The organism is Ensifer soli (genome assembly GCF_041928815.1).
Lineage (GTDB): Bacteria > Pseudomonadota > Alphaproteobacteria > Rhizobiales > Rhizobiaceae > JBHFEI01.
This window is the reverse complement of sequence record NZ_JBHFEI010000001.1, coordinates 537,410-556,221: the sequence shown is the minus strand read 5'-3', so window position 1 is coordinate 556,221 and position 18,812 is coordinate 537,410. Positions and strand designations below refer to the sequence as shown.

Annotated in this window: 20 protein-coding genes; 17 read left to right on the top strand and 3 right to left on the bottom strand. The window is 66.5% G+C overall.

Features of this window, described 5'->3' with window-relative positions; translation table 11 throughout:
* Positions 1-5: 5 nt before the first annotated feature.
* From ACEVQ6_RS02555 to ACEVQ6_RS02535, 5 genes are all read left to right on the top strand, one after another.
* Complete coding sequence (locus ACEVQ6_RS02555; RefSeq protein ID WP_374887311.1) at positions 6-980, top strand: ABC transporter permease; 975 nt, start codon at positions 6-8, stop codon at positions 978-980.
* A 3-nt stretch (positions 981-983) separates the two neighbouring features.
* Complete coding sequence (locus ACEVQ6_RS02550) at positions 984-1,934, top strand: ABC transporter permease (RefSeq protein ID WP_374887310.1); 951 nt, start codon at positions 984-986, stop codon at positions 1,932-1,934.
* A 30-nt stretch (positions 1,935-1,964) separates the two neighbouring features.
* Positions 1,965-2,621 (top strand): SGNH/GDSL hydrolase family protein, encoded by a 657-nt coding sequence (locus ACEVQ6_RS02545; protein WP_374887309.1) that lies wholly within the window; start codon positions 1,965-1,967, stop codon positions 2,619-2,621.
* A 267-nt stretch (positions 2,622-2,888) separates the two neighbouring features.
* Positions 2,889-4,043 carry a CaiB/BaiF CoA transferase family protein gene (locus tag ACEVQ6_RS02540; protein ID WP_374887308.1) on the top strand — a complete coding sequence of 385 codons (1,155 nt, stop codon included), beginning with the start codon at positions 2,889-2,891 and terminating at the stop codon, positions 4,041-4,043.
* On the top strand, positions 4,043-5,176 hold the full coding sequence (locus ACEVQ6_RS02535; protein ID WP_374887307.1) for a type 2 periplasmic-binding domain-containing protein: 1,134 nt from the start codon (positions 4,043-4,045) through the stop codon (positions 5,174-5,176). The genes ACEVQ6_RS02540 and ACEVQ6_RS02535 overlap by 1 nt, the downstream gene beginning before the upstream one ends.
* 93 nt (positions 5,177-5,269) lie before the next feature.
* Here the strand turns inward: ACEVQ6_RS02535 and ACEVQ6_RS02530 are convergent, their stop codons facing one another.
* Together ACEVQ6_RS02530 and ACEVQ6_RS02525 are read right to left on the bottom strand one after the other, a co-directional pair.
* Positions 5,270-6,115 (bottom strand): amidohydrolase family protein, encoded by an 846-nt coding sequence (locus tag ACEVQ6_RS02530; protein ID WP_374887306.1) that lies wholly within the window; start codon positions 6,113-6,115, stop codon positions 5,270-5,272.
* 62 nt (positions 6,116-6,177) lie between these two features.
* Complete coding sequence (locus ACEVQ6_RS02525) at positions 6,178-6,963, bottom strand: IclR family transcriptional regulator (RefSeq protein ID WP_374887305.1); 786 nt, start codon at positions 6,961-6,963, stop codon at positions 6,178-6,180.
* A gap of 161 nt (positions 6,964-7,124) precedes the next feature.
* Between ACEVQ6_RS02525 and ACEVQ6_RS02520 the strand changes: the two genes are divergently transcribed.
* From ACEVQ6_RS02520 to ACEVQ6_RS02465, 12 genes are all read left to right on the top strand, one after another.
* Positions 7,125-8,441 (top strand): type 2 periplasmic-binding domain-containing protein, encoded by a 1,317-nt coding sequence (locus ACEVQ6_RS02520; RefSeq protein WP_374887304.1) that lies wholly within the window; start codon positions 7,125-7,127, stop codon positions 8,439-8,441.
* 126 nt (positions 8,442-8,567) lie between these two features.
* A complete protein-coding gene (locus tag ACEVQ6_RS02515) occupies positions 8,568-9,464 on the top strand; it encodes a carbohydrate ABC transporter permease (protein WP_374887303.1) in 897 nt (298 codons plus the stop codon).
* Between the two features lie 13 nt (positions 9,465-9,477).
* Positions 9,478-10,344 carry a carbohydrate ABC transporter permease gene (locus ACEVQ6_RS02510; protein ID WP_374887302.1) on the top strand — a complete coding sequence of 289 codons (867 nt, stop codon included), beginning with the start codon at positions 9,478-9,480 and terminating at the stop codon, positions 10,342-10,344.
* Between the two features lie 3 nt (positions 10,345-10,347).
* Positions 10,348-11,445 carry an ABC transporter ATP-binding protein gene (locus ACEVQ6_RS02505; RefSeq protein WP_374887301.1) on the top strand — a complete coding sequence of 366 codons (1,098 nt, stop codon included), beginning with the start codon at positions 10,348-10,350 and terminating at the stop codon, positions 11,443-11,445.
* A 1-nt stretch (position 11,446) separates the two neighbouring features.
* Positions 11,447-12,556 carry a mandelate racemase/muconate lactonizing enzyme family protein gene (locus tag ACEVQ6_RS02500; RefSeq protein ID WP_374887300.1) on the top strand — a complete coding sequence of 370 codons (1,110 nt, stop codon included), beginning with the start codon at positions 11,447-11,449 and terminating at the stop codon, positions 12,554-12,556.
* An 11-nt stretch (positions 12,557-12,567) separates the two neighbouring features.
* On the top strand, positions 12,568-12,897 hold the full coding sequence (locus ACEVQ6_RS02495; RefSeq protein ID WP_374887299.1) for an L-rhamnose mutarotase: 330 nt from the start codon (positions 12,568-12,570) through the stop codon (positions 12,895-12,897).
* Entirely contained in the window at positions 12,890-13,960 is a 1,071-nt protein-coding gene (locus ACEVQ6_RS02490) for a Gfo/Idh/MocA family protein (RefSeq protein ID WP_374887298.1), read from the top strand. Before ACEVQ6_RS02495 ends, ACEVQ6_RS02490 begins: the two co-directional genes overlap by 8 nt.
* Before the next feature lie 11 nt (positions 13,961-13,971).
* Positions 13,972-14,421 (top strand): MaoC/PaaZ C-terminal domain-containing protein, encoded by a 450-nt coding sequence (locus ACEVQ6_RS02485; protein WP_374887297.1) that lies wholly within the window; start codon positions 13,972-13,974, stop codon positions 14,419-14,421.
* Between the two features lie 22 nt (positions 14,422-14,443).
* Positions 14,444-15,178 carry an SDR family oxidoreductase gene (locus ACEVQ6_RS02480; RefSeq protein ID WP_374887296.1) on the top strand — a complete coding sequence of 245 codons (735 nt, stop codon included), beginning with the start codon at positions 14,444-14,446 and terminating at the stop codon, positions 15,176-15,178.
* A 21-nt stretch (positions 15,179-15,199) separates the two neighbouring features.
* A complete protein-coding gene (locus ACEVQ6_RS02475) occupies positions 15,200-16,042 on the top strand; it encodes a fumarylacetoacetate hydrolase family protein (RefSeq protein ID WP_374887295.1) in 843 nt (280 codons plus the stop codon).
* Between the two features lie 23 nt (positions 16,043-16,065).
* Positions 16,066-17,343, top strand: coding sequence for an L-fuconate dehydratase (locus ACEVQ6_RS02470; RefSeq protein ID WP_374887294.1), 1,278 nt, complete (start codon positions 16,066-16,068; stop codon positions 17,341-17,343).
* 561 nt (positions 17,344-17,904) lie between these two features.
* Positions 17,905-18,405, top strand: a complete 501-nt coding sequence (locus ACEVQ6_RS02465; RefSeq protein ID WP_374887293.1) for a YciE/YciF ferroxidase family protein — start codon at positions 17,905-17,907, stop codon at positions 18,403-18,405.
* A gap of 73 nt (positions 18,406-18,478) precedes the next feature.
* On the opposite strand, the gene ACEVQ6_RS02460 is transcribed toward ACEVQ6_RS02465, so the two are convergent.
* Positions 18,479-18,763 (bottom strand): hypothetical protein, encoded by a 285-nt coding sequence (locus ACEVQ6_RS02460; RefSeq protein ID WP_374887292.1) that lies wholly within the window; start codon positions 18,761-18,763, stop codon positions 18,479-18,481.
* Positions 18,764-18,812: the final 49 nt, after the last annotated feature.

Sequence of the window (18,812 nt, the reverse complement as noted above, 5' to 3'; positions counted from 1 at the left end):
GGTCGATGACCACAGCGAAGTCCGGTAGGTTTCAAAAGCTCCTCGCGGGGCGCGGCCACCGCCAGGGCCTCTGGGCGCTGCCCCTCGCTGTCGCCCTGGCGATGGCGCTCTGGCTCGGCGCCACCACGAGCCAGTTCGGCCAGTGGAGCAACCTCGCCAATCTCGTCGCCCAGGCCATGCCGCTGCTGATCACGGCGGTCGGCCAGATGTTCGTCGTGCTCGTCGGCGGGCTGGATCTGTCGGTCGGCTCGGTCGTCAGCTTCACCACGGCGATCCTGGCGCTCGATCTGCCCGGCATCGTCACGCTTCCCGGCGTCTTCGCGCTCGCTGCGCTGATCGGTGCCGTCAACGGCCTCTGCGTTACGCGCCTCAACGTCCACCCGATCATCGCCACGCTCTCGATGCAATATGTCGTGCTCGGCATCACCAGGGTGCTGCGGCCGGTGTCGGGAGGCTCGGTGCCCGATCTGGTGCGCTGGTCGGTCGACGGCTCCGTCGCTGGCATTCCCCTGCCGATCCTCTGGGGCATCGCCACCCTGCTCGTCGCGTGGAAACTGCTCTACGGCTCGCGCTACGGCCTGCATCTCTTCGCCATCGGCGGCGGCATCGCCTCGGGAAGTTCCGACGCGGCGCGCAATTTCGGCATCCCCGCGAGCCGCAACATCCTGCTCGCCTATGTGATCTCCTCGCTCTTCGCCGCCCTTGCCGGCGTATTCCTCGCCGGCCGCATCGTCTCGGGCGATCCGAATGTCGGCCTTTTGATGGAGCTCGACGCGATCACGGCGGTGGCGATCGGCGGCACGCAGCTCTCCGGCGGCGTCGGCAGCCTGCACGGCACGGTGATCGGCGTCGTGGTGCTGGCGCTCCTGTCGAACGGCATGAACCTCACCAATGTCACGCCCTTCGTCCAGACCGCGGTCAAGGGCGTGCTGCTGATGGCCGTCGTCGGCCTCCAGTCGCGCAAGAAGATCGGGTTGTAAGCGATGTCGTTGCTCGTCCAGTCCCCCGTCCTCCGGCGTCTTGCCAGGGTGCCGCCCTCCTACTACCTGCTGGCGCTGCTGCTCGTCATCCTGTTCGCCGCGCGGCCGCAGATGTTCAATCTGAACGTCATCGGCGTCTTCGTCCGCCAAGTCGTGCCGCTCGGCATCCTCGTGCTCGGGCAGTTGCTGGTGATGCGGGTGAAGTCGATCGATCTCTCCGGCGGCGGCGTCATCCTCCTGATCAACTACTGCATCTCGTCGGGCGTCTTCGCCGGCGCCTCGCTCGCCTTCTTCGTCGGGGTCGCCCTTCTGATCGGCCTCGTCATCGGTCTCTTCAACGGGGTGATGGTGGCGAAGCGCCGGGTCTCGGCGGTCATCGTCACGCTGGCGCTGAGCATCGTGCTCGTCGGCTTCGTCCAGTACCTGTCGAGCGGCAAGCCGCCGGGCGACGTGCCGGCCGTCTTCGGCGAACTGTTCAACACGCGCCTCCTCGGCCTGCCGACGCCGGTGATCTTCTGGGTGGTGCTGACGGCGGCGATGGCGCTGTTCCTGTCGCAGGCCGTGTTCGGCCGCTTCGTCACCGCGGTCGGCGAGAACATGCAGGCCGCCCACGTCTCCGGCGTGCCGGTCGAGCGCACCGTCATCCTCGCGCACACGCTGGCGGGGCTGATCGCGGCGGTCGCCGCCCTGGTCCAGACCGCGTCGATCGCGGTCGGCAGCGTGCGCGTCGGCCTCGACCTGCCGATCCTCTCCGTTGCCGCCACCATTCTCGGCGGCGTGGTCTTCGGCCGCGGCGAGGGCGGCGTCTGGGGGCCGTTCTTCGGCGTGCTCTGCTTCGCCTTCCTCTTCGTCGTGATGACGATGTTCGGTGTCGGCGATGCGGGCAAGCTGGTCGCGCAGGGACTGATCATCCTGTTCGCGGCGATCTTCTACGGCCTCAGCGCCAAGCGATAAGTTTCACCAGCCATTAGAAGGAGGACCGAAATGGCCGACAAGCGCGCGATCATGTGTTTTGGCGACTCGCTCACCTGGGGCTGGATTCCGGTTGCGGAATCCGCCCCGACGCTCAGATATCCTTTCGAACAGCGCTGGACCGGCGCCATGGCGGCCCGGCTCGGCGACGGCTACCATATCGTCGAGGAGGGGCTCAGCGCCCGCACCACCAGCCTCGACGATCCGAACGATCCGCGGCTCAACGGCAGCGCCTACCTGCCGGCGGCGCTCGCGAGCCATCTGCCGCTCGACCTCGTCATCCTCCTGCTCGGCACCAACGACACGAAATCCTATTTCCACCGCACGCCCTACGAGATCGCCAACGGCATGGGCAAGCTCGTCGGCCAGGTTCTGGGCTCGGCCGGCGGCATCGGCACGCCCTATCCGGCGCCGAAGGTGCTGGTGGTGGCACCGCCGCCGCTCGCCCCCATGCCCGATCCCTGGTTCGAGGGCATGTTCGACGGCGGTTACGAGAAGTCGAAGGAACTGGCAAGGCTCTACAAGGCGCTGGCCGATTTCATGAAGGTCGAGTTCCTCGCCGCCGGCGACCACGTCCAGACGGATGGCGTCGACGGCATCCATTTCTCCGCCGAGACAAACATCCGCCTCGGCCATGCGATCGCCGACAAGGTGAAGACGCTGTTCTGAGAGCCCCCGGGGCGGTGGCGGGGCCGGCCGTGCCCCGCCGCCTTCTCGACGGCGGGCCGCGCCGTCTGGCCGTGCCCCCGTCCTTCCCGACATGTCCGGTTCCGCGACGTCGCGCATGCCACCCGCGCGATCGGTCCCTCGCGTCCCGAACGTCGCGTCGCGGCCGTTGACAAGACCCTGCCGAACATCCCATATATGAACGGGTAATTTAAATAAGAATGTTTCGGCAGGATGGGGCCGCCCGCAGGGCCTCGGGAGGATATCGGAATGCAGGATGATGCCGGGCTGCTCGCCGGCCTGACCGTGGTCGACATGAGCCAGTTTCTGTCCGGGCCCTATTGCTCGCTGCGGCTGCTCGACCTCGGCGCCCGGGTGATCAAGATCGAGCGTCCGGATGGCGGCGACCTGTCCCGCCGTCTCTATCTGAGCGACACCGAGCTTGGCGGCGATTCGACCCTGTTCCACGCCATCAACCGCGGCAAGGAGAGCCTCGGCCTCGATCTGAAGAGCGCCGACGACCTTTCCTTCCTGCGACGGCTGATCGCCAAGGCCGACGTGCTGATCCAGAATTTCCGCCCCGGCGTCATCGAGCGGCTCGGCCTTGGCTACGAGGCGGTGACGGCGATCAATCCGTCGATCGTCTATGCCTCGATCAGCGGCTACGGCGAGGAGGGCCCCTGGGTGGCGCGGCCGGGGCAGGACCTGCTCGCCCAGGCGCGCTCCGGCCTGATGTGGCTGAACGGCGACGAGGGGCAGGGGCCGGTGCCCTTCGGCCTCGCCGTCGCCGACATGCTCGCCGGCGCCAATGCCTGCCAGGGCATCCTCGCCGCGCTCGTCCGGCGCGGCATTTCCGGTCGCGGCGCCCATATCCAGACGAGCCTGCTCGAAAGCCTCGTCGACTTCCAGTTTGAGGTGCTGACCACCCATCTGAACGACGGCGGGCGCAAGCCGAGGCGCTCGGATTTCCGCAGCGCGCATGCCTATCTCTCCGCGCCCTACGGCGTCTATCCGGCCAAGGACGGCTATCTGGCGATCGCCATGACCCCGCTCGGCCGGCTGCAGGATCTGCTGGGCATCGCCGCGCTCGCCCCCTATCGCGACGACAGCCGCGCCTGGTTCACCGAGCGCGACGCGATCAAGCGCCTGATCGCCGAAAGGATCGCCTCGGAAACCGTCGATCACTGGCTGTCGATCCTCGAACCCGCCGACATCTGGTGTTCGCGCGTGCTCGAATGGCCGGACCTGATGGCGAGCGAGGGCTTCCGCCTGCTCGACATGCTGCAGACGGTGACCCGCGACGACGGCGTGACGATCGACACCACCCGCTGCCCCGTCCGCGTCGACGGCCGCCGGCCCGTCTCCGGACGGGCCGCGCCGAAGGTCGGCGAGCACACGGCGAAGATCCGCGCGGAGTTCGCCTGATGTCGATCACGCTGAAGGGCATGACCTGGAGCCATCCGCGCGGCTTTGATCCGATGGTCGCCTGCTCGGCGGACTGGCGGGCGTTGACCGGGGTTGCGATCGACTGGGACAAGCGCTCGCTGCAGGATTTCGAGAGTTTTCCGGTCGAGGAACTGGCGCGCCGCTACGACCTGATCGTCATCGACCATCCGCATGTCGGGCAGATCACCGCGGAGAACTGCCTCGCGCCGCTCGATCGCGCCGAGCGCGCGGCGGACTTTGCCGCGCTGGCGCAGGGCACCGTCGGCGCCTCCTTCCCGAGCTACAACTGGCAGGGCCGGCAATGGGCCTTCCCGATCGACGCGGCGACCCAGGTGCTCGCCTTTCGCCCCGACCGGCTCGATGCACCGCCGGCGACGTGGGACGCGGTCATGGCGCTGGCGGGGACCGGCGCGGTTCTCCTGCCGCTGCGCCCGCCCCATTCGCTGATGTGCCTGTTCACGCTCTGCGGCAATCTCGGACGTCCCTGCTCGGTCACGCCGGATGCACCCTTCGCCGACGCCGATATCGGTGCGCGGGCGATCGAGATGATCCGCGAACTGGCAAGCCTCTGCGATCCCGCCTGCCTCGACATGGACCCGATCGCCGTGCTCGACCGGATGGGCGAGGCCGGTTCGTCCGCCATCCTGGCGCCGCTGGTCTACGGCTATGTCAGCTACGCGCTCGACGGATTCCGCGCGCACCGGATCGCCTTTGCCGACATGCCGGTGGCGGGCACGCACGGGCCGATCGGCTCCGCGCTCGGCGGCACGGGGATCGCCGTCTCCGCCTTCTCCGCCCATCGCGACGCGGCGATCGACGTCGCCTACTGGATCGCCGGCGCAGGCGTGCAGAAGGATCGCTACTGGCGCTCCGGCGGCCAGCCGGGCCATGCGGCGGGCTGGGAGGACGACGCCGCGAACGCCGCCACGCTCGGCTTCTACCGCAACACCCGCGCCACGCTGGAGGGCGCCTGGCTGCGGCCGCGCCATGACGGTTACATGCCGTTCCAGGAGGCGGCGTCGCAGCGCATCAACCGCGCCGTCACGGGCCGGGAGCCGGCGCGACAGGCGATCGCCGATCTCAACGACCTGTTCCTCGAAAGCTTTCGATAAGGGCTTTCGAGCGGGCCGATCCGCCTCCCGTCGGCTGCTGCCCCGGGCAGCGTGGCGGAAAGCGCTTCCGCCGCGTCTGCGGCTGCGGCGCCGTCACGCCGGCCGGTCGATCCGCCAGAGCCGCGCCGCGTTGCCGGCGAGAATTCCCGCCTTCTCCTCCCGGCTGACACCGGACAGCAACGCGTGCGTCGCGCCGATCCAGGTCGACAGTCCGCCGCCCAGCGTGCAGACCGGCCAGTCGCTGCCCCAGACCATGCGGGAAAAGCCGAAACGCTCCGCCACATGGGCGAAATAGGGTTTCAGATCCTCGAGCGTCCAGGTGTCCGCGCCATAGGCGGGGATGCCGGACAGCTTGACCGTGACGTTCGGACGTTTTGCGATCGCGGCCAGCGGGCCCTCCCAGGCGCCGAAGCCGCCGCCCCTGATGTCCGGCACGCCGCAATGGTCGAGGACGAAGGAGACGTCCGGCGCGAGATCGGCGAGCGCGATCGCCCTGTCGATCTGGTGCGGCAGCACGCAGAGATCGAAGGCGAGGCGGGTTCCTGCGAGCCGGCGGATGTTCTCGCGGAAGAGCGCGCCTTCCGAGAGGTCGTCGGGCATCACATGCAGCACCCGGCGAAAGCCGCGCACGAAGGGATCGGCGAGGGCGCTGTCGAGTTCGCCGGCAAAGGCAGGCGATTCGGGCCGGCAGGCGACGATCGCGCCGGCGAGCAGGCTGCCGGGAGCCCCGGCCAGACCCTTCACCATCGCCGTCTCGCCAGCGATGTCCGCCTCCGCCACGTCGACCTCCATGTGCAATGCCGCGCCGATGCCGAGGCGCCGCGCCTCGCCCGCATAGGTCTCGTAGGGGAAGTCGGCATCAAGCGCCGGCACGCCGGCAAGCCAGGGATAGGCGAGCCGGTCGCGATAGATGAGATGCAGGTGGGTGTCGATGATCATCAGCGCTCCTCGGGATGGCGACGACCCTGCCACAGGAAAATCGCCCGTTCAAATACGAATTTTTACGTCCGTTCGTCCGTCAGTCCGGCGCCGGCCATTTCGGAAAGCCGCCGCGTCGTCTCGCCGAGGAGCTGGATCGTCGTCGAGATGTCCGGGGCGACGGGCGTGTTGATCAGGGTGATGTAGGGCACCGTCAGCGCCGCGATCGCCATGGTGTCGGCGCCGAGCACGGGGGAGGAGAGGTTGATGACGCCGGCGGTCTGGGCGCTCGGCATCATCTCGTAGCCGCGCGAGCGGATCAGTTCCAGCCGGGCGAGAAAATCCGGGGTCATCCGGCTCTCCAGGCCGTTGCCGTTTTCCGCGACCATGCGCTCGCGCTCGCGCGCCGAGCGGAAGGCGAGCAGGACATGGCCGGAGCCGGTGTCGAACAGGCTGATGCGCGAGCCGACGCGGATGGAAATGCCCCAGTAGCCCGGCGCTTCCTGCTGGGCGATGACCACGGCATTCCCCCGGTCGAAGACGACGAGCTGGTTGGCCTGGCGCGAGGATTCGGCCAGTTCCCGCATCAGCGGCACGGCGAAGGAGACGAGCCGGCGGACCGGCGCATGCAGTTGCGCCAGCCCGAAGAGCTTCAATGTCAGGGAGAAGCGATCGCCGTCGATGCGGGTGACGTAGCCGCGTCTCACCAGCCGGTCGAGCATGCGATAGAACTCGTTCGGGCTGCGGTCGAGCCGCTTGGCGATCTCCGCCTGGGTCAGGCCGCCGTCGACGGCGGCGAGAAGCTCCAGGATGTCGAGCCCCTTGTCGAGCGCCGGCGCGCGGTAGCGATCGCTTTCGTCTTCCGACACGTGGGCCCCTCCAGTGAATGATGAAATTCATAGGCGCAGAATGTGCGGCTGACAATGGGGAAATGGCGGGAAATACGGCGGAAGGCTTGACGATGAATGAATAATTGGTTTGTATATGAATGAAGCTCTTATGGGTGAGGGCTGTGAAACGGGAGGATAACATGTCGAGATTGCGAGCGGGCGTCGCGGCCGGTGCAGTGCTCTGCGTGCTGGCGGGGTCCGCGATGGCTGCGGATCTGCCGGGAAAATTCGAAGGCGTCACCGTCGATGCGAAACTCATCGGCGGGCAGCAGTATGAGGCGCTCTACGCGCGCATCGCCGACTGGGAGAAGGCGACCGGGGCGAAGGTGAACGTGCTGTCGAAGAAGAACCACTTCGAGCTCGACAAGGAGATCAAGTCGGACATCGCCACCGGCAACATCACCTGGTGCGTCGCCTCGAACCATTCGTCCTTCGCGCCGCAATACCCGGATATCTACACCGACCTCTCGGCGCTGCTGCCGAAGGAGGAGATCGACGCCTTCGTGCCGGCCAACATCGCGGCCTCGACGCTCGACGGCAAGCTCGTCATGCTGCCGCGCGCCCAGTTCGACGTCTCGGCGCTCTACTACCAGAAGAGCCTCTACGAAGATGACGCCAAGAAGGCCGCCTTCAAGGAGAAATACGGCTACGATCTCGCGCCGCCGGACACCTGGCAGCAGGTGACCGACCAGGCGACCTTCTTCGCCAGCCCGCCGGATTTCTACGGCACCCAGTTCGCCGGCAAGGAAGAGGCGATCAATGGCCGCTTCTACGAGATGCTGGTCGCCGAGGGCGGCGAGTATCTCGACGCGGACGGCAGGCCCGCCTTCAACTCCGAAGCCGGCGTGCGCGCGCTCGACTGGTTCGTCAACCTCTACAAGGCGAAGGCGGTTCCGGCCGGCACCACCAACTATCTCTGGGACGATCTCGGCCAGGGTTTTGCTTCGGGCACGATCGCGCTCAATCTCGACTGGCCCGGATGGGCGACCTTCTTCAACGACCCGAAGTCCTCCAAGGTCGCCGGCAATGTCGGCGTCAAGGTGCAGCCGGCGGGATCGTCGGGCAAGCGCACCGGCTGGTCCGGCCATCACGGCTTCTCGGTAACCGAGAGCTGCGCCGCCAAGGAGGCGGCCGCCTCGCTCGTCTGGTTCCTCACCAACGAGGACAGCCAGAAGCTGGAAGCCGCCGCCGGCCCGCTGCCGACCCGCACCGCCGTCTGGGACTGGGATGTCGCGCAGGCCGCCGGCGATCCCTACAAGAAGGAAGTGCTGACGGCGTTCCAGGAAGCCGCCAAGCACGCCTTCGCCGTGCCGCAGACGCCGTCCTGGATCGAGATCTCCAACGCCGTCTATCCGGAGCTTCAGGCCGCCATCCTCGGCGACAAGACCTCGAAGGAAGCGCTGGATGCCGCCGCCGCCAAGGCGACGCAGATCCTCGAGGACGCCGGCGCGCTTTGAGACTGTCCCCCGGGCGGCGCCGGTTCCGACCGGCGCTGCCCTTCACGCCGTCTGGCGTTCCGGACGAGGCCTGCCCCGACGGGCGCCATCGTCCCCCGCATTCGTGAAAGTTCAGGAGAAGCCGATATGAAAGGCTGGAGACCGCCGGCACCCTTTCTGCTTCTGCTGCCCGCCATCCTGGTGCTGGCGGCGGTGGTGATCATTCCGCTGATCCTGTCGCTCTATTCGAGCTTCACGCCCTTCCGGCTGACGCAGCCGGCCTCGCTCTACACGTTTGTCGGCTTCCGCAACTATGCGCGCATCCTCGCCGACATCGAGTTCTGGACGGCCTTCGGCCGGACCGTGCTGCTGCTCACCGTGGCGTTGAACGTGGAGATGCTGCTCGGCCTCGGCCTTGCGATGCTGGTCGAGAAGGCGACGCGCGGCCAGCGCATCCTGCGCACCATCATGATGTTCCCGATGATGTTCTCGCCGATCCTCGTCGGCTTCCAGTTCAAATTCATGTTCAACGACAATATCGGCCTGGTGAACAACGCGCTGCAATCGCTGGGATTGATGACGCAGGCGATCCCGTGGCTGATCGACGGCACCCTCGCCTTCATCGCCATCCTCGTCGCGGAAGTCTGGTCGTCGACCTCGGTCTTCGCCATCCTCATCCTCGCCGGCCTGCTCGCCATGCCGAAGGAGCCGATCGAGGCGGCGCGCGTCGACGGCTGCACGCCCTTTCAGACCTTCCGCTACGTCACCTGGCCGTTCATCATGCCGTTTGCCTATATCGCCATGACCATCCGCTCGCTCGACGTGGCGCGCGCCTATGACATCGTCAAGATCATGACCGATGGCGGCCCGGCCAAGCGCACCGAGCTGCTCTGGACGCTCGTGTCGCGCACCGCCTATGCCGATGCCCGCATGGGGCTCGCCAATGCCATGGCCTATGTGGCGATCCTGCTCTCCATCCTCTTCACCGTCTATTTCTTCCGCAAGCTCTCGGCGGCGCGGACCCAGATCGCGGCCGAATGGTAAGGGGAGAGCGACGATGAACGAGAACGCGAAGGCCCGCATCAACGGCATCCTCCTGTCGGCCGCTCACAAGATCGGCCTGTTCCTGGCGATGACCGTCATCTGCCTGCCGGGGCTCTGGATCGTGCTCGCCTCCTTCCGCCCGACGGTCGAGATCATGGCGAAGCCGCCGGTCTGGGTGCCGCAGGATCTCTCCCTCGACGCCTATGTCGCGATGTTCTCCGGCGTCGGCCAGGGCGGCATCCCGATCATCGAATATTTCCGCAATTCGCTGATCGTCTCCGTCACCTCGACGGCGATCGCGCTCGCGATCGGCATGGCCGGCGGTTATGCCTTCGCAAGGTTCCGCTTCCGCGCCAAGTCCTCGATCTTCCTCGGCCTGATGCTGACACGCACGGTGCCCGGCATCGCCCTGTCGCTGCCGCTCTTCTTCGTCTATTCGAAGCTCGGCATCATCGACACGCATTTCGGCCTGATCGCGGCCTATGTGGCGCTGAACGTGCCCTTCACCATCTGGCTGATCGACGGCTTCTTCCGCCAGGTGCCGAAGGATCTCGCCGAGGCCGCGCAGATCGACGGCTGCACCCGCTGGCAGGCCTTCTGGCAGGTGGAGTTTCCGCTCGCCGGCCCCGGCATCGCGTCCGCCGGCATCTTCGCCTTCCTCACCTCCTGGAACGAGTTCGCGCTCGCTTCGCAGCTCACCCGTTCCGTCAATTCCAAGACCCTGCCCGTGGGCCTGCTCGATTATACGGCGGAGTTCACCATCGACTGGCGCGGCATGTGCGCGCTCGCCGTGGTCATGATCATCCCCGCCCTCGTGCTCACCTTCGTCGTGCAGAAGCATCTCGTGTCCGGGCTCACTTCCGGCGCCGTCAAAGGATAGTCCATGGCAACCGTCACCCTCGAAAAGCTGGTCAAGCGTTACGGCGCGGTCGAAGTGGTCCATGGCATCGATCTGGAGGTCGCCGACCGCGAGTTCATCGCGCTGGTCGGCCCGTCCGGCTGCGGCAAGTCGACGACGCTCCGGATGATCGCCGGGCTGGAGCCGATCTCCGGCGGAAACCTGAGGATCGGCGGTCGCATCGTCAACGACCTGCCGCCGCGCGCGAGAAACCTCGCCATGGTCTTCCAGTCCTATGCGCTCTATCCGCACATGACGGTCCGCGAAAACATGGGCTTCTCGCTGAAGATCGCCGGGCAGACGCCGCAGCAGATCGCGCCGCAGGTCGAGGAGGCGGCAAAGACGCTCGACCTCACCCATCTCCTCGACCGGCGCCCGTCGCAGCTCTCCGGCGGTCAGCGCCAGCGCGTCGCCATGGGCCGGGCGATCGTGCGCGATCCGGACGTCTTCCTCTTCGACGAGCCGCTGTCGAACCTCGATGCCAAGCTCAGGACGCAGATGCGCGTCGAGATCAAGAAACTCCACGCAAAAGTGCAGTCGACCGTCATCTACGTCACCCATGACCAGGTCGAGGCGATGACGCTCGCCGACCGCATCGTCATCATGCGCGACGGCCATATTGAGCAGGTCGGCACGCCGGAGGATGTGTTCCAGCGGCCGAAGTCGAAATTCGTCGCCGGCTTCATCGGTTCGCCGCCGATGAACCTGAAGGATGCCGAGGTCTCGGGCGGTGAACTGGTCTTTGCCAATGGCGACCGCCTGCCGCTGCCGGCCCGTTTCCGCGATCGTGTTTCCGCCGGACGGAAGGTCACCTTCGGCCTGCGCCCCGACGATCTTTACCCCGCCGGCCACGGCATCCATTCCGGCCACGAGGCCGACGTCCACACACTCGACCTGCCGGTGATCCTGACCGAGCCGCTCGGCAACGAGACGCTCGTCTTCTCCTCGTTCGGCGGCGCCGAATGGGTCGGCCGCATGCTCAACCCGCGCCGGCTGACCCCGGGCGAGACCTTGCCGTTCTGCTTCGATCTGTCGCAGGCCCATCTCTTCGACCGCGACAGCGGCGCAACCTTGAGGGCCTGACATGGCACGGATCGAACGCATCGAGCTCGCCATGGTCGACCTTCGCCCGAAGGTCGAGCGCACCGACGCCATCCAGAGCTTTGTCAGCCAGGAAACGCCGCTCGTCACCATTACGGATTCGGACGGGGCTGTGGGCACCGGCTACAGCTACACGATCGGCACCGGCGGCTCCTCCGTGATGCGGCTTCTCGCCGATCATCTGGCGCCGCGCCTGATCGGCCGCGACGCCGATTGCATCGAGGCGATCTGGCACGAGCTGGAGTTTCTGACCCACGCGACGACGATCGGTGCGATCACCGCCATCGCCCTTGCCGCCATCGACACGGCCCTTTGGGATTTGCGTGCGCGAAAGCAGACGCTGCCGCTGTGGAAGCTTGCCGGCGGCGCGAAGGACCGCTGCCCGCTCTACACCACCGAGGGAGGCTGGCTGCACATCCCGGCCGAAGCGCTGGTCGAGGATGCGCTGGACGCGCAATCGAAGGGGTTTCGCGGTTCCAAGGTGAAGATCGGCAAGCCGCATGGCTCCGAGGACTATGCCAGGCTGTCGGCGGTGAGGAAGGCGGTCGGCGACGGCTACGAGATCATGACCGACGCCAACCAGGGCTTTGCCGTCGACGAGGCGATCCGCCGGGCCGAGCGGCTCAGCGAGCTCGACCTCGCCTGGCTGGAGGAACCGCTGCCGGCCGATGACATCGACGGCCATGTGCGGCTCAATCGATCGACCTCGACCCCGATCGCCATCGGTGAATCGCTCTATTCGATCCGGCATTTTCGCGAATACATGCAGAAGGGCGGGTGCTCGATCGTGCAGGTCGATGCCGGCCGCATCGGCGGCATCACCCCTTGGCTGAAGGTGGCGCATGCGGCGGAAGCCTTCGACATCCCCGTCTGCCCGCATTTCCTGATGGAGCTGCATGTCAGCCTCACCTGCGCCGTGCAGAACGGAAAATATGTCGAATATATTCCGCAGCTCGATGACATCACCACCTCGCGGCTGGCGATAGAAGGCGGCATGGCGCTGGCGCCGATGACGCCGGGCCTCGGCATCGAGTGGGACTGGGACGCGATCGGCAGCCGCGCGATCGCCGAATTCAGCCGCGAGATCCGGTGAGGGAGGGCAGGATGCAGCGCATCGGCATGGTGATCGGCCTGAAGCCGGAAAAGATCGAGGACTACAAGCGCCTGCACGCCGCCGTCTGGCCCGAAGTGCTGGCGATGATCTCCGCCTGCAACATCAAAAACTATTCCATCTTCCTGAAGGAGCCGGAAAACCTGCTCTTCTCCTTCTTCGAATATCACGGCGCGGACTACGCCGCCGATATGGCGAAGATGGCGGCCGACCCGAAAACGCAGGAATGGTGGGCCGTCTGCATGCCCTGCCAGTCGCCGCTGGAGACGCGGAAGGAGGGCGAATGGTGGGCGTCGATGGAAGAGGTGTTCTTCCATGCCTGATGTCGACCCCACCTCCCTTATCCAGTCCTGGCCTGTGCCGTCGCGCCCGCGCCCGATCGTCATTTTCGGCGCCGGTTCGATCGTCGGCGACGCGCATGTCCCCGCCTATCGCAAGGGCGGCTTTCCGGTCGCCGGGCTTTACGATCCGGACCATGTCAAGGCGAAGGCGCTGGCGAAGACCTGGGGTGTCACGGCCTATGCGTCCGTCGAGGAGGCCGTTGCCGTCGAAGGCGCCGTCTTCGATCTCGCAACGCCGCCGGCGGCGCACGCGAAAGTGCTTGAAAGCCTACCGGACGGCGCCGCCGTGCTGATCCAGAAGCCGATGGGCGCGGATCTTGTCGCCGCCACGGAGATTCTCGACATCTGCCGGCGGAAAAACCTCAAGGCCGCCGTCAATTTCCAGCTCCGCTTCGCGCCGATGATGCTGGCGCTGAAGGACGCGATCGGCAAAGGCCTGCTCGGCGAGGTCGTCGATGTCGACGTGCATCTCGTGCTTGATACGCCCTGGCATCTCTGGTCCTTCCTCGAAGGCCTGCCGCGCATCGAGATCGCCATGCACTCGATCCACTATCTCGATGTCATCCGCGAACTGCTCGGCGATCCGAACGGCGTGCATGCCAAGTCAATCGGCCATCCCGCCCACACGATGGCCCAGACCCGCACGACGGCGATCCTCGACTATGGCGAAAGCGTCCGCTGCGCCCTCTCGATCAACCACGACCACCGCTTCGGTCGGCGGCACCAGGCCTGCGGCTTCACCATCTCCGGCACGGAGGGTGCTGCCTATCTGCAACTCGGCGTCAATCTCGATTATCCGCGCGGCGAGCCGGACATCTTGGAGATCCACCCGAGAGGCGGGGCCGGCTGGATTTCCGTGCCGCTGACGGGAACCTGGTTCCCCGATGCCTTCACCGGCCGTATGGCCAATCTTCAACGTTTTGCCTCCGGCGAGGACACGACCCTCGTCTCCTCCGTCGAGGATGCGTGGATGACCATGGCGCTCGTCGAGGCGGCCTATGCCTCCAGCGCGTCTCCGGCAACGCCGCTCGCGAAGCGCCCCTGACAGGACGAACCATGGAACAGACGAAGTATTTCGAGGACTATGCGATCGGCGACAGCCGGGAGACGTTCGGCCGGACGATCACCGAGACGGATTTCGTCGTCCATGCCGGCCATACCGGCGATTTCTTCCCCCATCACATGGATGCCGAGTTCATGAAGACGACGCCCTTCGGCCAGCGCATCGCCCATGGCACGATGGTGTTTTCGATCGGCGTCGGCCTGACGGCGAGCGTCGTCAACCCGGTCGCCTTCTCCTACGGCTATGACCGCATGCGCTTCGTCAGGCCGGTCTTCATCGGCGACACGATCCGCACGCGGGTGACGATCACGGCCAAGGAGGACGATCCGAAGCGTGCCGGCTTCGGCCGGGTGATCGAGCGCACCGAAGTGATCAACCAGGCCGGCGCCGTCGTGCTCGCCGCGGACCACATCTATGTCGTCGAGCGTCGCCCGGCCGCCTGACGCACGTCACAAGGAGCATTCCATGTCCCTCCCGCTTCACGGCAAAAATGTCCTCGTCACCGCCGCCGCGCAGGGCATCGGCCGCGCCTCTGCGCTCGCCTTCGCCCGCGCCGGTGCCAGCGTCGTCGCCACCGACATCAATGCCGACGCGCTGAAAAGCCTCGACGGCGAGGTGGCAGTCACCACGCGCGTGCTCGACGTGCTGAAGGACGAGGCCGTGACATCCGTCGTCGCCGAGACCGGCCCGTTCGACGTGCTGTTCAACTGCGCCGGCTTCGTCCACGCCGGCACGATCCTCGAGATGAGCGAGCGCGATCTCGATTTCGCCTTCGACCTCAATGTGCGCGCCATGGTACGGATGATCCGCGCCGTGCTGCCGACGATGCTGGAGAAGAAGGACGGCGCCATCGTCAACATGGCCTCCGTCGCCTCCAGCATCAAGGGCGTGCCGAACCGGGCCGCCTACACGATCACCAAGGCCGCCGTGATCGGCCTGACCAAGTCGGTCGCCGCCGATTACGTGGCGCAGGGCATCCGCTGCAACGCCATCTGCCCCGGCACGGTCGAAAGCCCGTCGTTGCAGGACCGGTTGCGCGCCCAGGGCGATTTCGAGGCGGCGCGCGCTGCCTTCATCGCCCGCCAGCCGATCGGCCGCATCGGCACGCCGGAGGAAATCGCCGACCTCGCCGTCTATCTCGCCACCGCCACCTATACGACCGGCCAGGCCTATGCCATCGACGGCGGCTGGACCATCTGACATTCCAACAGGACGTTTTCGATGAAACTGATGCGCGTCGGCCAACCCGGCCAGGAAAAGCCCGCTCTCCTTCACAGCGACGGCACGATCCGCGACCTCTCCGCTCACGTGTCCGATATCGGCGGCACGGCGATCTCGCCCGAGGGACTGGTGACACTCGCGGCGCTCGACCCCGCGAGCCTGCCGGTGCTGGAGGATGGCCGCATCGGTGCCTGTGTCGCCGGTACCGGAAAATTCATCTGCATCGGGCTCAATTATTCCGACCACGCCGCCGAGAGCGGCATGGCGGTGCCGCCGGAGCCGGTCATCTTCATGAAGGCGACGTCCGCGATTGTCGGCCCGAACGACGACGTTCTGATCCCGCGCGGCTCGGAGAAGACCGACTGGGAGGTCGAGCTCGGCGTCGTCATCGGCAAGACAGCCAAATATGTGACGGAAGCCGAGGCGCTCGACCATGTCGCCGGCTATTGCGTCTCGCACGACGTCTCCGAGCGCGCCTTCCAGATCGAGCGGGCCGGCCAGTGGACCAAGGGCAAGTCCTGTGACACCTTCGGCCCGATCGGTCCCTGGCTGGTGACGAAGGACGAGGTCGCCGACCCGCAGAACCTGAAGATGTGGCTGACGGTCAACGGCGAGACGGTGCAGGACGGCACGACGAGGACGATGGTCTACGGCGTCGCCTTCCTCGTCTCGTACCTCTCGCAGTTCATGTCGCTGCATCCGGGCGACGTCATCTCCACCGGCACGCCGCCCGGCGTCGGCATGGGCTTCAAGCCGCCGCGCTATCTCAAGCCCGGAGACGTCGTCGAGCTCGGCATCGACGGGCTCGGCACGCAGAAGCAGACGTTTCGCGCCGACATCTGAACAGGATCAAGGAGGACGCATTCATGACCAAGATCACCGGCCTGCGCTCGATCGACCTGCGCTTCCCGACCTCGAAGAGCCTCGACGGCTCGGACGCGATGAACCCCGACCCGGATTATTCCGCGGCCTATGTCGTGCTTGCGACCGACCGGGCCGATCTCACCGGCCACGGCCTGACCTTCACCATCGGCCGCGGCAACGAGATCTGCTGCGCCGCGATCGATGCGCTCGCCCATCTCGTCGTCGGGCTCGATCTCGGCTGGGTGCGCGAAAACCCCGGCCGCTTCTGGCGCCATGTGACGAGCGACAGCCAGCTGCGCTGGATCGGCCCGGACAAGGGCGCGATGCATCTCGCCGTCGGCGCCGTCGTCAACGCCGTCTGGGACCTGCTCGCCAAGGAGGCCGGCAAGCCGGTCTGGCAGCTCGTCGCCGAGATGAGCCCTGAAGAAATCCTCTCCATCGTCGACTTCCGCTACCTGACCGACGCGCTGACGCCCGAGGAGGCGCTCGCCATCCTGAAGGCGGCCGAGGCCGGCAAGGCGGAGCGGATCGAGATCCTGAAGCGGGAAGGCTATCCCTGCTACACGACCTCGGCCGGCTGGCTCGGTTACGGCGACGAGAAGCTGCGCCGGCTCTGCCAGGAAGCGGTCGATGAGGGCTTCACCCATATCAAGATGAAGGTCGGGCGCGATCTGGAAGATGACAAGCGCCGGCTCAGGATCGCCCGCGAGGTGATCGGCGACGAGCGCTACATGATGATCGACGCCAACCAGGTCTGGGAGGTGAGCCAGGCGATCGACTGGGTGAAGGAACTCTCCGTCTACAAGCCGTTCTTCATCGAGGAGCCGACGAGCCCGGACGACGTCTTCGGCCACCGCGCGATCCGCGAGGCGATCGCGCCGGTCAAGGTCGCGACCGGCGAGATGTGCCAGAACCGCATCATCTTCAAGCAGATGATCGCCAATGGCGCGATCGACATCGTCCAGATCGATTCCTGCCGCATGGGCGGGCTGAACGAGGTGCTGGCGGTGCTGCTGATGGCGGCGAAATACGGGTTGCCGGTCTGGCCCCATGCCGGCGGCGTGGGCTTGTGCGAATATGTGCAGCACCTGTCGATGATCGACTACCTCGTCGTCTCCGGCACCAAGGAGGGTCGCGTCATCGAGTTCGTCGATCACCTGCACGAGCATTTCCTCGACCCCTGCCGGATCGAGAACGCCGCCTACATGCCGCCCTCCCTTCCCGGCTTCTCGATCGAGATGAAGCCGCAGTCGATCGAGGACTATACGTTCCGGAGCTGAGGCGGTTTTCGCCCGGCCTCCTCAGCGGGCGGGCGCCGGCACCGGTGCGGCTTGCCCGGGCCTGCTCGATCCGTCCACCTGTTCCGCGCCGGTCGCCAGCAGGAAGAACTGGTCCTCGATCCTGCCGTGCAGCGGGCGTTGCGGTCCAGGTTCCTCGACAGGGTCGAGACCAAAGGCAGTGCCGTCCGTGCCGAGAGGGTCATGGCGATGTCCTCGGCGCGCAGGCCGGCCGTCACCGGCGCGTCCCCGGTCGCGGCGATGCCCGGCAGACGCTGCCGGCCGATGCGGAGGCCGTTGCCGTCCTGCCGCGATCGGGTTCATCGCCGAGGTCAGGGATGCGAACGGCTGCGTCCTGACCATCGAGAGAGCCTCTCCTCCCGTTGCCGGGTCCTCACAGGATCCGCTCGCTGCTCCGCAGGACGGCCGCGTCACGGATTGACGTCCGGTCCCAGACGATCGCCCGTCGGGCGTGCTTCAGGGCGGGTGCTGATTCTTACGCGCCGGCCGGAACGAATCGTCCTTTCTCCGGTTCAACCTGCCTCGCAACCAAGGAGACGCGACATGGCAGAAAAGACGTTGAACGACCTCTTCCTGGATACGGTCAAGGACATCTACTACGCGGAGCGCCAGATCCTGAAGGCGCTGCCGAAAATGGCGCGGGCCGCCCAGTCGCAGGAACTGAAGGCCGCCTTCGAGAAGCACAAGAGCGAGACGGAAACCCATGTGGAGCGGCTGCAGCAGGTGTTCGAGCTGATCGGCAAGCCGGCGCGCGGCAAGACCTGCGAGGCGATCCAGGGCATCATTGCCGAGGGCGAGGAGATCATCGAGGAATTCAAGGGGTCTCCCGCGCTCGATGCCGGCCTGATTTCCTCGGCGCAGGCGGTCGAGCATTACGAGATCACCCGCTACGGAACGCTGAAGGCCTGGGCCACCCAGCTCGGCATGAAGGAGGCGGCCGACCTCTTCGCGGCGACGCTCGCCGAAGAATCGGCGACGGACATGGCCCTGAGCGATCTCGCCGGCACATCCGCGAACACCAAGGGCAAGAAGAAGGCTGCCTGAACATCGCCACGACAGCGACGGCCGCCGGACGATCGGTCCGGCGGCCGTTTTGCCGGGGCATCCCCGGGATCGGTTATTCCTCGCGGGGGGAGGTGGGGTCGGCCTGGCGCGCGCTGCGTTCGAGGCCGTCTCTCAGGATGCGGCACATTTCCGCGTTCGTCCGGGCCTGGACGCCATAGGCGGACGGTGTGGTCACGCCAGGGTCTTCCTCGTGATCGACGACGGATTCGGTTTCTTCGGCGAGGCGTTCGAGCGCCTGCGCGCCACCGGGCTGGCCGGCGAGCAGCGTAACCAGGTGGACGAGGAGCTGCCTGTGCGCATTCGTCCGGGCGCCAAGCTCGTCAAGCGTTTCCTGCATGGGCATCCCCTTCCGATGGCCGTCCCGCCGGCAAAAAGATGCCCGCCGG

Excerpts from the sequence above, each read along its gene's own strand:
- ACEVQ6_RS02545 (WP_374887309.1), top strand. The coding sequence starts at position 1,965 with ATGGCCGACAAGCGCGCGATCATGTGTTTTGGCGACTCGCTCACCTGG.
- ACEVQ6_RS02480 (WP_374887296.1), top strand. The coding sequence starts at position 14,444 with ATGTCCCTCCCGCTTCACGGCAAAAATGTCCTCGTCACCGCCGCCGCG.
- ACEVQ6_RS02515 (WP_374887303.1), top strand. The coding sequence starts at position 8,568 with ATGAAAGGCTGGAGACCGCCGGCACCCTTTCTGCTTCTGCTGCCCGCC.
- ACEVQ6_RS02495 (WP_374887299.1), top strand. The coding sequence starts at position 12,568 with ATGCAGCGCATCGGCATGGTGATCGGCCTGAAGCCGGAAAAGATCGAG.
- ACEVQ6_RS02510 (WP_374887302.1), top strand. The coding sequence starts at position 9,478 with ATGAACGAGAACGCGAAGGCCCGCATCAACGGCATCCTCCTGTCGGCC.
- ACEVQ6_RS02500 (WP_374887300.1), top strand. The coding sequence starts at position 11,447 with ATGGCACGGATCGAACGCATCGAGCTCGCCATGGTCGACCTTCGCCCG.
- ACEVQ6_RS02505 (WP_374887301.1), top strand. The coding sequence starts at position 10,348 with ATGGCAACCGTCACCCTCGAAAAGCTGGTCAAGCGTTACGGCGCGGTC.
- ACEVQ6_RS02550 (WP_374887310.1), top strand. The coding sequence starts at position 984 with ATGTCGTTGCTCGTCCAGTCCCCCGTCCTCCGGCGTCTTGCCAGGGTG.
- ACEVQ6_RS02540 (WP_374887308.1), top strand. The coding sequence starts at position 2,889 with ATGCAGGATGATGCCGGGCTGCTCGCCGGCCTGACCGTGGTCGACATG.
- ACEVQ6_RS02460 (WP_374887292.1), bottom strand. The coding sequence starts at position 18,763 with ATGCAGGAAACGCTTGACGAGCTTGGCGCCCGGACGAATGCGCACAGG.
- ACEVQ6_RS02520 (WP_374887304.1), top strand. The coding sequence starts at position 7,125 with ATGTCGAGATTGCGAGCGGGCGTCGCGGCCGGTGCAGTGCTCTGCGTG.
- ACEVQ6_RS02530 (WP_374887306.1), bottom strand. The coding sequence starts at position 6,115 with ATGATCATCGACACCCACCTGCATCTCATCTATCGCGACCGGCTCGCC.
- ACEVQ6_RS02535 (WP_374887307.1), top strand. The coding sequence starts at position 4,043 with ATGTCGATCACGCTGAAGGGCATGACCTGGAGCCATCCGCGCGGCTTT.
- ACEVQ6_RS02555 (WP_374887311.1), top strand. The coding sequence starts at position 6 with ATGACCACAGCGAAGTCCGGTAGGTTTCAAAAGCTCCTCGCGGGGCGC.
- ACEVQ6_RS02475 (WP_374887295.1), top strand. The coding sequence starts at position 15,200 with ATGAAACTGATGCGCGTCGGCCAACCCGGCCAGGAAAAGCCCGCTCTC.
- ACEVQ6_RS02490 (WP_374887298.1), top strand. The coding sequence starts at position 12,890 with ATGCCTGATGTCGACCCCACCTCCCTTATCCAGTCCTGGCCTGTGCCG.
- ACEVQ6_RS02465 (WP_374887293.1), top strand. The coding sequence starts at position 17,905 with ATGGCAGAAAAGACGTTGAACGACCTCTTCCTGGATACGGTCAAGGAC.
- ACEVQ6_RS02470 (WP_374887294.1), top strand. The coding sequence starts at position 16,066 with ATGACCAAGATCACCGGCCTGCGCTCGATCGACCTGCGCTTCCCGACC.
- ACEVQ6_RS02485 (WP_374887297.1), top strand. The coding sequence starts at position 13,972 with ATGGAACAGACGAAGTATTTCGAGGACTATGCGATCGGCGACAGCCGG.